Genomic DNA, 11,260 nt, shown 5'->3' on the forward strand with positions numbered 1-11,260 from the left:
TGTCGGGCAGGTTACGGCGGCGGGCGCAGAATGGGGACATGAGCGCACGCAGCGAAGCGGTTCTGATCGACCTCGTCCGCACGCCGGTCGGACGCGGCAAGCCGGGCGGTGCGCTGTCGGGCGTGCACCCGGTCGACCTCGCCGCCGGCGTGCTGACGGCGCTGCTCGACCGCTCCGGACTCGAGTCGCAGCAGCTCGACGACGTGCTCCTCGGATGCGTGAGCCAGGTGGGCGACCAGTCCTCGAACATCGCGCGGCAGGCGGTGCTCGCGGCCGGGTTCGACGAGAGCGTCCCCGGCGCCACGATCGACCGGCAGTGCGGGTCCAGCCAGCAGGCCGTGCACCTGGGGGCGCAGGGCATCATGGCGGGCGCCTACGACATCGTCATCGCCGGCGGCGTCGAGTCGATGAGCCGGGTGCCACTCGGCTCGTCGGCCGCCGGCGGATCGCCGATGTCGCCTCGGCTGCGCGCCCGCTACCCCGAGGGGCTCGTGAACCAGGGGGTCTCCGCCGAGCTGATCGCGCACCGCTGGAACCTCGGACGGGAGGTGCTCGACGCCTACGCCGCGGAATCGCATCGTCGGGCGGCGGACGCCTGGGCGTCGGGCTTCTTCGATCGCACCGTGATCGGGGTCGAGGAGGCTCCGGATGCCGTGACCGACGAGACGGTGCGACCGGGCACCTCCGCCGAGGGCCTGGCGGCGCTGTCTCCGGTGTTCCGGACGGACGCCCTCGCCGACCGCTTCCCCGACCTGGACTGGCGCATCACGCCGGGAAACTCCTCGCCGCTGACCGACGGCGCCTCCGCCGCGTTGCTCATGAGCGCGGAGCGCGCCGCGTCGCTGGGGCTCGTTCCGCGCGCCGGCATCCGCTCCTTCGCCGTCGTGGGCGACGATCCGCTGATGATGCTCACCGGCCCGATCCCCGCGACCCGCCGCATCCTCGAGCGGTCGGGTCTCACGATCGACGACCTCGACGCGTACGAGGTGAACGAGGCGTTCGCGTCGGTGCCGCTGGCGTGGGCCGCCGAGGTCGGAGCCGATCCCGCGAAGCTCAATCCGCGGGGCGGGGCGATCGCCCTGGGGCATGCGCTCGGATCGTCGGGAACACGCCTCCTCGGCACGCTCGTCGACCACCTGCACGCGACCGGCGGACGCCTCGGCCTGCAGACGATGTGCGAGGGCGGGGGCATGGCCAACGCCCTGATCGTCGAGCGCTTCTAGATCGTCGCGCTCCGATCGGTCCGCCGTCAGGCCGTGCTCCGGCGTCGGCGGGGCGCGGCCGACCGGGGCGGGATGGCCCGCATGTGCTCGCGGACCAGGCCGAGCGTCTCGGCCAGCGACGCCACGTGCGCGCGGTCGAGGGGGGCGAGCAGGAGCTTGCGGAGCAGGTCGATGTGGCCGGGGAACACGTCGGCGAGCACGGCGCGCCCGCGCTCCGTGATGGTGAGCGTCACCCCCCGCTCGTCGTCGGCGGAGGGTGCACGGGTCACGAGCCCCATCTTCTCCAGCAGGCCAGCCTGGTGCGTGAGGCCGCTGCGGCTGTAGACCACGCCGTCGGCGAGAGCGGTCATGCGCTCGCTGCCCTCGGGCGAGTCGCCCAGGCGCGCGAGCAGCTGGAACTGGACGTAGCTGAGGCCGCCGGCTTCGCGGAGCTGCTGTTCGACCGCGTGCCGGAGCAGGCTGCTGACCTCGATGAGCGCGAAGTACGCGTCGAGTTCGGCGGGGTGGAGCGGGGCGTCGGCATCGGGCATGACTCCATCCTACGTGCTTCGATCTCGAATTAGTTGCTTCGATCTCGAAGCAGTGCTACGGTCGCTATGTGCTTCAACTTCGAAGCATTTGAGCGAAAGAAGAACGATCATGATGAAGGCAGTGCGTTTCCACGAACAGGGCGGTCCCGAGGTGCTCCGCTACGAGGACGTCGAGATCCCCGAACCCGGAGCGGGGGAGGTGCGTCTGCGGGTCGCCGCCTCGGGCTTCAACGCCGCGGACAGCGGCATCCGCGCCGGCACGCTCCCGATTCCGGTGACGCTGCCGCACACCCCGGGGTACGACGTCGCCGGCATTGTGGATGCGGTGGGCGCCGAGGTCGACGGCCTCGCGACCGGCGACGCGGTCATCGGGTTCCTGCCCATGACCGGAGACGGCGCGGCCGCCGAGTACGTCGTCGCCCCCGCCGCCGCCCTGGTGGCGGCCCCCGCCCGCACTCCGCTGGTCGAGGCCGCCGCGCTGCCGTCCGTGGCGCTCACGGCGTGGCAGGCGCTGTTCGAGCTGGCCCGGATCCAGGAGGGGCAGCGCGTCCTGATCGTCGGAGCCGGGGGCACGGTCGGCGGGTACGCCGTGCAGCTCGCGCACCGGGCGGGAGCGCACGTCATCGCCACCGCGAGCCCGCGCAGCCGCGCGGCCGTGCAGGCCGCCGGCGCCGACGAGGTCGTCGACCACACGTCCGCATCGGTCCTCGAAGCCGTCGTCGAGCCGGTCGACGTGCTGCTGAACCTCGCGCCGATCGATCCGGAGGAGTTCGCGTCCCTCGTCGGGCGCGTGCGGCAGAACGGCGTGGTTGTGAGTACCACGGCGTGGATGACGACGCCCGGAGACGAGCGCCGGGGCGTGCGCGCAGAGACAGTGTTCGTGCGCAGCGACCGGGAGCAGCTCGCCCGGCTGGTGGCGCTTGTCGACGAGGGGCGGCTGCAGGTCGCGGAGACGCGGCACGTGCCGCTCGCCGAGCTGCCCTCCCTCCACGAGGCGGCGAGCGCGGGCGCACTGCGGGGCAAGGTCGTCGTCCTCCCGCCCGCGGCCTGAGCTCCCGGCATCCGATCCGCCGTGCCGAAACGGAGAGACCCCCGCCGACCCGATTTCGGCGGGGGTCCGGGAGCGAGATGCGCTCACCGTGGCGCGGAAGCCTGTGACTACCCGATCCGGTCTGAGTCCGTCCGCGCTCCTGCAGTTGTAACCCGGCGAGATGACGCGCCGGTGAACGCCGCCCGAACGCCACCAGCCCGCGAGATACATGGAAGGCCTAGTAAATATGCGGGCGTCCACGTAAACTGGCGATGTGCCAACGACGGCACGAAGGGACGTCGCAAAATGACTCGCACCATTCCGCACTTCGTAGGCGGATCGCCTCTGACTCCGAGCGAAGGCCGCTTCGCGGACGTGTTCGACCCGAGCACCGGCGCGGTGCAGGCCCGGGTGCCGCTCGCCTCCGCCGACGAGGTGCGCGCGGCCATCGCGAACACCGAAGAGGCCCAGGTCGCGTGGGCCGCGACCAACCCGCAGAAGCGCGCCCGGGTGCTGCTGCGCTTCCTCGAGCTGGCGCAGCGCGAGATGCAGTCCCTCGCCGAGCTCCTCGCGAGCGAGCACGGCAAGACCGTCGACGACGCGAAGGGCGACATCCAGCGCGGCCTCGAGGTCATCGAGTTCTCCGCCGGAGCCCCGCACCTCCTCAAGGGCGAGTACTCGACCGGCGCGGGGGCGGGGATCGACGTCTACTCGATGCGGCAGCCGCTCGGCGTGGTCGCCGCGATCACCCCGTTCAACTTCCCCGCCATGATCCCGCTGTGGAAGGCCGGGCCCGCGCTCGCCGCCGGGAACGCGGTCGTGCTGAAGCCGAGCGAGCGCGACCCCTCGGTGCCGGTGCGCCTCGCGGAGCTGTTCCTCGAGGCCGGGCTCCCGGCGGGCGTGCTCAATGTCGTGCACGGCGACAAGGAGGCCGTCGACACGCTCCTCACCGACGATCGCGTCCGCGCCGTGGGCTTCGTGGGGTCGACGCCCATCGCCGAGTACATCTACGCCACGGCCGCCGCCCACGGCAAGCGCGCGCAGTGCTTCGGCGGGGCCAAGAACCACATGATCGTGATGCCCGACGCCGACCTGGATCAGGCCGTCGACGCGCTCATCGGCTCGGGGTACGGGTCGGCGGGGGAGCGATGCATGGCCATCTCGGTGGCCGTGCCGGTCGGGCAGGAGACGGCGGATGCTCTCGCCGCGAAGCTGCGCGAACGTGTCGGGCAGCTGCGGGTCGGTCCGTCGCTCGCCGCCGACGTCGATTACGGCCCCCTGGTCACCCGCGCGGCGGTCGAGCGCGTCGAGGGCTACATCCAGCAGGGGGTGGACGAGGGCGCGACGCTGCTGGCCGACGGCCGCGGCCATACGGTCGAGGGCCACGAGAACGGCTTCTACCTGGGTCCGACGCTGTTCGACCACGTCACGACCGACATGGCGATCTACCGGGAGGAGATCTTCGGCCCGGTGCTCGTGATCGCCCGCGCGGCCGACTACGAGGAGGCGCTGCGCATGGCGTCGGAGCACGAGTACGGCAACGGCGTGGCGATCTTCACGCGGGACGGCGATGCGGCCCGCGACTTCGCCGCCCGCGTCGAGGTGGGGATGGTCGGCGTGAACGTGCCCATCCCGGTGCCGATCGCGTACTACACGTTCGGCGGCTGGAAACGCAGCGGCTTCGGCGACCTCAACCAGCACGGCGCCGACGCCTTCCGCTTCTACACCAAGACCAAGACCGTGACGAGCCGCTGGCCCGCCGCAGGCATCCGTGACGGCGCCAGCTTCGTCATCCCCACCCTGCACTGATCCGCCGACGAGGAGTCGCGATGACCATGACAGACGTCACCACCACCACCGCCGAGGAGCGCGAGGCGATCCTCGAGGCGGTGCGCGAGTACGCCGAGACCGAGCTCGCCCCGCACGCGCTCGAGCGCGACGAGAAGCACCTGTTCCCCCGGGAGTCGCTCGGTCGCGGCGGGGAGCTCGGTCTCGGCGGCATCTACGTGCGCGAGGAGTCGGGCGGTACCGGGCTCAGCCGCGTCGACACGGTGGCGATCTTCGAGGAGCTGGCCAAGGCCGACCCGGCGGTCGCCGCGTACATCTCCATCCACAACATGGTGGTGTGGATGATCGACACCTACGGCACCGACGCGCAGATCGCCCGCTGGCTGCCCGACCTCACCCTGATGGCCGAGTTCGGCGGGTACTGCCTCACCGAGCCCGGCGCGGGATCGGATGCCGCGAACATCGCCACGAGCGCGGTGCGCGACGGCGACGACTACCTGCTCACCGGCGTGAAGCAGTTCATCTCCGGCGCGGGCGAGGCGGCGGTGTACGTCGTCATGGCGCGCACCGGGGGCCCCGGCGCCTCGGGCATCTCCGCGTTCCTCGTCCCCGGCGACGCCGAGGGGCTGAGCTTCGGCGCTCCGGAGAAGAAGATGGGGTGGCACGCGCAGCCCACGCGGCAGGTGATCCTCGACGGCGTGCGGGTGCCGGCATCCGCCCTGCTCGGCGACGAGGGGCGCGGCTTCGTGATCGCGATGTCGGCCCTCAACGGCGGTCGCCTCAACATCGCCGCGTGCTCGCTCGGAGGGGCGCAGGGAGCGCTCGACCGGGCCGTGCAGTACGTGCACGAGCGGGTGGCGTTCGGCGAGCCGCTGGCCGAGAAGCAGTCGATCCTGTTCCAGATCGCCGACATGCGCACCGAGCTGCAGGCCGCGCGCCTCATGGTGCGCGACGGCGCGGAGGCCGTCGACACCCGCGCGCCCGACGCCACCATGCGCTGCGCGATGGCCAAGCGCTTCGCGACGGATGCCGGCTTCGACGTCGCCAACCGGGCGCTGCAGCTGCACGGCGGCTACGGCTACCTGCAGGACTACGGCATCGAGAAGATCGTGCGCGACCTCCGGGTGCACCAGATCCTCGAGGGAACGAACGAGATCATGCGCCTCATCGTCGGCCGCGAGATGCTGCGCCCCGCGGGGTCGGCGTCGATGCGGAGCGGATCGTGACCTGCGTCGCCTTCCTCGGCCTCGGGCACATGGGGCTGCCGATGGCGGTCAACCTCGTGAAGGCCGGGCACGAGGTGCGCGGCTTCGACGTGATGCCCGCCGCAGTCGAGGCGGCTCGCGCGGCCGGCATCCCGGTCGCCGACAGCGGAGCGGATGCCGTCGCCGACGCGGATGCCGTGATCACGATGTTCCCCGCCGGGAAGCACGTCATCGAGGCGTACCGCACCGGCCTCCTCGCGGCCGCGCGCCCCGGCACGCTGTTCATCGAGTCGTCGACGATCGCCGTCGACGAGGCCCGCGCGGCGCACGCGCTCGCGCTCGCCGCGGGGCACCGCAACATCGACGCCCCCGTGTCGGGCGGCGTGGTCGGCGCCGAGAACGGCACGCTCGCGTTCATGGTCGGCGGGAGCGATGAGGACTACGCCGCCGCGCTGCCCCTGCTCGAGGCGATGGGCGCACGCATCGTGCACTGCGGTGGCCCCGGACTCGGCCAGGCGGCGAAGGTGTGCAACAACATGGTGCTCGCGGTGTCGCAGATCGCCGTCGCCGAGGCGTTCGTGCTGGGGGAGCGTCTGGGTCTCGCGCATCAGGCGCTGTTCGACGTGGTGTCGCAGGCGTCGGGGCAGTGCTGGTCGATCACGACGAACTGCCCGGTGCCCGGCCCGGTGCCGACGAGCCCGGCCAACCGCGACTATCGGCCGGGATTCGCCGGAGCGCTGATGGCCAAGGACCTCGGGCTCGCGCTCCAGGCGATCGAGCAGACCTCGACGGATGCCCGCATGGGCCGGCTCGCCCAGCAGATCTACGCCGCCTACGCCGCCGGCGACGGTGCGGGCCGCGACTTCTCGGGCATCATCACCGACATCCGCGCGGACCTCGTGTGACGGCCCTTCGTCTCGTCGCTGCGCTCCTCGCTCAGGGACCGGGCCGCCGGGCATCCGGCGCACCCGGCCCTGCGAGCGGGCCGGGCATCCGGTCCTGCGAGGGGGCCGAACACCCGGTCCTGCGCGAGCCGAACACCCGGTCCTGCGAGCGGGCCGAACACCCGGTCCTGCGAGCGAGCCGAACACCCGGTCCCGCGAGCGGGCCGGGCATCCGGTTCCTGAGAGAGCGAGCCGGGCATCCGGTTCCTGAGCGAGCGGAGCGAGACGAAGGACGCAGAGCGAGATACTGAACACCGACGACGGAGAGGACGGAGCATCCGATGACCGAGTACGAGACGATCCTGGTCGAGCAGCGCGGACGGGTCGGGTGGATCACCCTGAACCGCCCGCAGGCGCTGAACGCGCTGAATCGGCAGGTGGCCGAGGAGCTGACCGCCGCCGCCCTGGCCTTCGACGCCGACGAGGGGGTCGGCGCGATCGTCGTCACCGGCTCGGAGAAGGCCTTCGCGGCCGGGGCCGACATCAAGGAGATGGCCGACATGACGTCGGCCGAGATGCTCGCCACGGATCACTTCGGCCGCTGGAACGACTTCGCCGCCGTGCGCACCCCCGTCATCGCGGCGGTCGCGGGCTTCGCGCTGGGCGGCGGGTGCGAGCTCGCGATGATGTGCGACATCATCCTGGCCGCCGACACCGCGAAGTTCGGGCAGCCGGAGATCAACCTCGGCGTGATCCCCGGCATGGGCGGCACGCAGCGGCTGATCCGCGCGGTGGGGTACTACAAGGCCGCCGAGCTCATCCTCTCGGGCCGCATCATCGACGCCGCCGAGGCGGAGCGGATCGGTCTCGCGTCGCGGGTGGTCCCGGCATCCGACCTGGTTGCCGAGGTGACCACGCTGGCCGAGACGATCGCCTCGAAGTCGCTGCCGTCGGTCTACGCCGCCAAGGCGGCGCTCGACACCGCGCTGGAGACGACCCTGGCCGACGGTCTCGCCCACGAGAAGCAGGCGTTCGCCCTGCTCTTCGACACCGAGGACCAGAAGGAGGGCATGGCCGCGTTCCGCGAGAAGCGGCAGCCCGACTTCCGGCATCGCTGACGCCGTGTCCGCGTCAGCTGCGCAGTGCGTCGATGATCTTCGCGATGCGGCGGTCGCGCGTGGCGTCCTGCTTCGCCTCGGCGACGGAGCGCGCGTGCTCCTTGCGGACCGAGTAGGTGAGCGCGTCGAAGGCGGTGCGCAGCGCGGGGTCGGCGTCGAGCGCCGCCGTCAGCGCGGCGGGCTCGTCGACGGTGCGCTCGCCGGCATCCAGACGGATCACCGCGTCGACCTCGTCGCCGATCTCGACACCCAGCTCGGTGCGCGAGGCCTTGCTCAGGCCGATCAGGTTTGCGACCGCCCATGCGGCTCAGGCGCAGTCGGGCCGTGCGATCACCGATCGTCACCGCGACCGGGAACGCTCTGCCCGCGCCGAACGACGCGACCTGCTCGTCGGTGAGGACGATCGCGGTCGCGGGGCCGCCGGCTTCGAGGACGGTGTGCACGCGCAGTTCGCTCATGCGCACAGGGTACGCCGCGTGTGGTGCGGAACACCGGGTTCGCCGCGAGACAGCACGCGTCAGGCGGTGTCTCGCGGCGGGAGGGGTGCGTCGCCGGAGGGGGCGCTCTCCAGCTCCGCCACGAGGGTGCGGTTGCGTGCGGCGATGACCCGGCGCATGTACTCGCGCAGGAACAGGGCGTCGACCGCCCGCCCGAGCGGCCCGAACGGCGAGCGGAACGTGATGACGTCGCGCATGAGGGTGCCCCGCGGATGCTCTCTGAACGAGTGCACGTGCAGGAAGGCTCCGAAGGGCCCGGCTATCTGCCGGTCGCGGAACCCGCGCGGCGGATCGATATCGAACACCTGCGACCGGAGTCGGAACGGGATGCCGAAGTGCCGGGCGCGCCAGGTCACCGTCGATCCCTCGGCGAAGGCGCCGCCCGCGGGTGCCTCGACCATCGTCTCGCCGTGCGCCGCCATCGACCGCACGTGCAGCTCGGGATCGAGGGATGCCGCGAACACCGCCTCGACGGGCGCCGCGATCACGGTCTCGAGCACGAACTGCGCCATGTCAGAGCGGATCCGGGTGCGGACGCGGGTCGGTGAAGTCGCCGGCGTCCCTGCGGAGACGGGCGACGATCGCGACCAGCTCGGCAGCATCGTCAGAGCCGAGTCCGGGGTGGGCGAACACCTCGGCATTCAACGCCACGGTCGCCCTCTCGACGAGGTCGCGCCCGATGCCGGTCAAAGCCAGCATCGCCGCACGGCCGTCGTGCGGATGCGGTTCGCGCACGATCAGGCCGCCGCGCACGAGGCGGTCGGCGGTGCTGGTGACGGTCGTGGCATGCACCTGCAGGCGGGCGACGACGCTCGACAGCGGCAGGCGGCCCTCGCGGCTGAACGCCAGCAGCCGCAGCACCTCGTAGCGGGCGAAGCTGAGACCGAAGGGCTTGAGCGCCTGGTCGACGCGGGCGAGCAGGAGCTGCTGGGCGCGCATGACCGAGGTCACCACGGCCATGCCGTCGGCGGCATCCGTCCACCCGTGCGCGAGCCACTGCCGCTTCGCCTCGGCGAGCGGGTCCACGGGCAGAGGGCGGGGGCGGGCCACGCCTCTACGGTACCGGGAGTGGGTTCCGCACGACGGATGCCGTCGCCGATGGTTTCCAGTTTCAGGCCGGGTGACACGGAGTCCCGCAGGACTAGAATCGAGACAGTCGTGAGGAGTATTCGATGAAGATCTTCGTCCTGGTCAAAGAGGTGCCCGACACCTACGGCGACCGCAAGCTGAACCTGGAGACGGGGCTCGCCGACCGCGCGGCCGGAGACCTCGTGCTCGACGAGATCACCGAACGCGCGCTCGAGGTGGCGCTGACGCACGCCGACGCGCACGAGGGCACCGAGGTCGTCGCCGTCTCGATGGCTCCCGCCACCTCCACGGCATCCGTCCGCCGGGCCCTCGCCATCGGCGCGGCCTCCGCGATCCACATCGCCGACGAGCAGCTCGCCGGGGCCGACCTGAGCCTCACGGCCGAGGTTCTCGCCGCCGCGATCCGCCGCGGCGCCCCCGACGTCGTCATCACCGGCAACCTCTCGACCGACGGCGCGGGCGGCGTGATCCCGGCCATGCTCGCCGAGCACCTCGGATGGGCGCAGGCCACCGCGCTCACGACGGTCGAGATCGATGCGGATGCCGTGACCGGCACCCGCGCCGCCGATGCCGGGGCGCAGTCGGTCACCGCCCCTCTTCCCGCGGTCGTCTCGATCACCGAGGCGCTGCCGGACGCCCGGTTTCCCAACTTCAAGGGCATCATGGCCGCGAAGAAGAAGCCCCTCGAGGTGCTGACCCTCGCCGATCTCGGCGTCTCGGCCGACCCGGGCGCCGCTCCACGGACGATCATGACGTCCGTGGCCGAGAAGCCCCCGCGCGCCGCGGGCGTGAAGATCACCGACGAGGGCGACGCGGCCGCGCAGCTCGTCGACTACCTCGTGCAGAACAGGCTGGTGTGACGATGGGCTACCCCGAGAACCCGATCCTCGTGCTGATCGACGTCGACCCCTCCGGTGCCCCCGCGAGCAGCACCGCTGCGCTTCTCGGAGCCGCCGCGACCATCGGCTCCCCCGTGGCGGTGCTGGTCGGCGCCGCCGACGACGCCGTGACCGCGGTCGCCGCGGCCGGAGCATCCGTCGTCCTGACCGCGGCGGGCGACGCCTCGGCTCTTGCCGTCCCGATCGTCGACGCCCTGCAGGCGGCGTACGAGCGAGTGCAGCCGGATGCCGTGCTCCTCTCGAACTCGATCAGCGGCCGCGACGTGGCGGGGCGCTTCGCCGTCCGCACCCGCACCGCGCTCTGCGTCGATGCGGTCGGCGTCTCGCGCGACGACGAGGGTGTCGTGGCCCACCACTCCGTCTACGGCGGCGCCTACCTCGTCGATGCGGCGCCCACCTACGGCGCGGCCGTCATCACGGTGCGCCAGGGTGCGGTCGAGGCGCGGGCCGAAGCCGTCGACGCGCCGGTCGTCGAGGCGCTGGAGGTGCCGGCATCCGGGGCCGTCGCGGCGTCGGTCGGACCGGTCGAGACGATCGAGGCCGTGTCGTCGCGGCCCGAGCTGCGCGGGGCGACCCGGGTGGTGTCGGGCGGGCGCGGGCTCGCCTCGAAGGAGAAGTTCGTGCTCGTGGAGGAGCTGGCGGACGCCCTCGGCGCGGCGGTCGGCGCCTCGCGCGCGGCCGTCGACGCCGGCTACATCCCGCAGTCCCACCAGGTCGGGCAGACCGGTGTCTCGGTGTCTCCGCAGCTGTACGTGGCGCTCGGCATCTCGGGCGCGATCCAGCACCGCGCCGGCATGCAGACCTCGAAGACGATCGTCGCGATCAACAAGGATCCCGAGGCGCCCATCTTCGAGGTGGCCGACTTCGGCATCGTGGGCGACGTGTTCACCGTCGTCCCGCAGATCATCGCCGCGCTCGACGCACGGAAGAGCTAGCGTGTCCGGTCAGACGGGGGAGCAGCGGATGCTGCGGCGCGGCCTCCCGCGCGTCCCCGGCG

General features: G+C 72.1%; 12 protein-coding genes. 8 read left to right on the forward strand and 4 right to left on the reverse strand.

From position 1 onward, the window contains the following. Positions 1–38: 38 nt before the first annotated feature. Positions 39–1,223, forward strand: a complete 1,185-nt coding sequence (locus AB3M82_RS09655) for a thiolase family protein (RefSeq protein ID WP_412957433.1) — start codon at positions 39–41, stop codon at positions 1,221–1,223. Between the two features lie 26 nt (positions 1,224–1,249). Here the strand turns inward: AB3M82_RS09655 and AB3M82_RS09660 are convergent, their stop codons facing one another. Then, positions 1,250–1,753 carry a MarR family winged helix-turn-helix transcriptional regulator gene (locus tag AB3M82_RS09660; protein WP_412957434.1) on the reverse strand — a complete coding sequence of 168 codons (504 nt, stop codon included), beginning with the start codon at positions 1,751–1,753 and terminating at the stop codon, positions 1,250–1,252. A gap of 112 nt (positions 1,754–1,865) precedes the next feature. On the opposite strand from AB3M82_RS09660, the gene AB3M82_RS09665 reads away from it, so the two are divergent. The 5 genes from AB3M82_RS09665 to AB3M82_RS09685 all read left to right on the forward strand — a co-directional run bounded on the left by AB3M82_RS09665 (position 1,866) and on the right by AB3M82_RS09685 (position 7,778). Then, the gene (locus AB3M82_RS09665; protein WP_412958033.1) at positions 1,866–2,804 is read left to right on the forward strand and encodes an NADP-dependent oxidoreductase; all 939 of its coding nucleotides are present in this window, start codon (positions 1,866–1,868) and stop codon (positions 2,802–2,804) included. Between the two features lie 285 nt (positions 2,805–3,089). Next, entirely contained in the window at positions 3,090–4,592 is a 1,503-nt protein-coding gene (locus AB3M82_RS09670) for a CoA-acylating methylmalonate-semialdehyde dehydrogenase (protein WP_412957436.1), read from the forward strand. A gap of 20 nt (positions 4,593–4,612) precedes the next feature. Then, positions 4,613–5,797: an acyl-CoA dehydrogenase family protein gene (locus AB3M82_RS09675; protein WP_412957437.1), complete on the forward strand. Its 1,185-nt coding sequence runs from the start codon at positions 4,613–4,615 to the stop codon at positions 5,795–5,797. After that, a complete protein-coding gene (mmsB, locus tag AB3M82_RS09680; protein ID WP_412957439.1) occupies positions 5,794–6,681 on the forward strand; it encodes a 3-hydroxyisobutyrate dehydrogenase in 888 nt (295 codons plus the stop codon). The genes AB3M82_RS09675 and mmsB overlap by 4 nt, the downstream gene beginning before the upstream one ends. Positions 6,682–7,001: 320 nt before the next feature. Further along, entirely contained in the window at positions 7,002–7,778 is a 777-nt protein-coding gene (locus AB3M82_RS09685) for an enoyl-CoA hydratase (protein WP_412957440.1), read from the forward strand. 13 nt (positions 7,779–7,791) lie between these two features. Here AB3M82_RS09685 and AB3M82_RS09690 read toward each other — a convergent pair whose 3' ends face one another. From AB3M82_RS09690 to AB3M82_RS09700, 3 genes are all read right to left on the reverse strand, one after another. Next, entirely contained in the window at positions 7,792–7,998 is a 207-nt protein-coding gene (locus tag AB3M82_RS09690) for a YdeI/OmpD-associated family protein (RefSeq protein WP_412957443.1), read from the reverse strand. 297 nt (positions 7,999–8,295) lie between these two features. Further along, positions 8,296–8,787, reverse strand: coding sequence for an SRPBCC family protein (locus AB3M82_RS09695; RefSeq protein WP_412957445.1), 492 nt, complete (start codon positions 8,785–8,787; stop codon positions 8,296–8,298). A 1-nt stretch (position 8,788) separates the two neighbouring features. Further along, positions 8,789–9,325 (reverse strand): MarR family winged helix-turn-helix transcriptional regulator, encoded by a 537-nt coding sequence (locus AB3M82_RS09700; RefSeq protein WP_412957447.1) that lies wholly within the window; start codon positions 9,323–9,325, stop codon positions 8,789–8,791. A 122-nt stretch (positions 9,326–9,447) separates the two neighbouring features. Here AB3M82_RS09700 and AB3M82_RS09705 point away from each other — a divergent pair, with 122 nt between their 5' ends. Continuing rightward, the gene (locus tag AB3M82_RS09705; protein ID WP_412957450.1) at positions 9,448–10,224 is read left to right on the forward strand and encodes an electron transfer flavoprotein subunit beta/FixA family protein; all 777 of its coding nucleotides are present in this window, start codon (positions 9,448–9,450) and stop codon (positions 10,222–10,224) included. Between the two features lie 2 nt (positions 10,225–10,226). Then, positions 10,227–11,198 (forward strand): electron transfer flavoprotein subunit alpha/FixB family protein, encoded by a 972-nt coding sequence (locus AB3M82_RS09710; RefSeq protein ID WP_412957452.1) that lies wholly within the window; start codon positions 10,227–10,229, stop codon positions 11,196–11,198. Positions 11,199–11,260 lie beyond the last annotated feature (62 nt).

This window comes from Microbacterium californiense (assembly GCF_047246625.1).
Classification (GTDB): Bacteria; Actinomycetota; Actinomycetes; order Actinomycetales; family Microbacteriaceae; genus Microbacterium.